The sequence below is a fragment of the Streptomyces boetiae genome, assembly GCF_031845405.1.
Classification (GTDB): Bacteria; Actinomycetota; Actinomycetes; order Streptomycetales; family Streptomycetaceae; genus Streptomyces; species Streptomyces boetiae.
In genome coordinates this window covers 1-695 of record NZ_JAVREN010000109.1, presented here as the reverse complement: position 1 = coordinate 695, position 695 = coordinate 1, and the positions used below count along the sequence as shown (strand labels likewise).

The 695-nt window shown below is 59.4% G+C and carries 1 rRNA gene; it reads left to right on the top strand.

The annotated features are described in order from the left end of the window. Nucleotides 1–695 (top strand): 23S ribosomal RNA (locus tag RM780_RS27590); the annotation flags it as partial.

Below are 695 nucleotides of genomic sequence, written 5' to 3'. Positions count from 1 at the left end.
CCAGACAGCCAGGAGGTTGGCTTAGAAGCAGCCATCCTTGAAAGAGTGCGTAATAGCTCACTGGTCGAGTGATTCTGCGCCGATAATGTAGCGGGGCTCAAGTACACCGCCGAAGTCGTGTCGCCACACTTGTTGTGGTGGGTAGGGGAGCGTCGTGTGCTGGGTGAAGCGGCCCTGGAAGGGTGTCGTGGACGGTTCACGAGTGAGAATGCAGGCATGAGTAGCGTGATGCACGTGGGAAACGTGTGCGCCGATTGACTAAGGGTTCCTGGGTCAAGCTGATCTGCCCAGGGTAAGTCGGGGCCTAAGGCGAGGCCGACAGGCGTAGTCGATGGATAACCGGTTGATATTCCGGTACCCGCCGTGAAGCGCCAGCGCTGAATCTCCTGATGCTAAGCCCGTGAAGCCGCCCCCTGTAGCCTTCGGGTGAGGGGGGAGTGGTGGAGCCGGTGGCCCGAGGGGGTAGTAGGTGAGTGATGGGGTGACGCAGGAAGGTAGTCCAGCCCGGGTGGTGGTTATTCCCGGGGTAAGGGTGTGGCCCGAGTGGCAGGTAAATCCGCCGCTCAACAGGGTGAGGCCTGATGCCGAGCCGATTGTGGTGAAGTGGATGATCCTATGCTGTCGAGAAAAGCCTCTAGCGATGTTTCATGGTGGCCCGTACCCTAAACCGACTCTGGTGGTCAGGTAGAGTATAC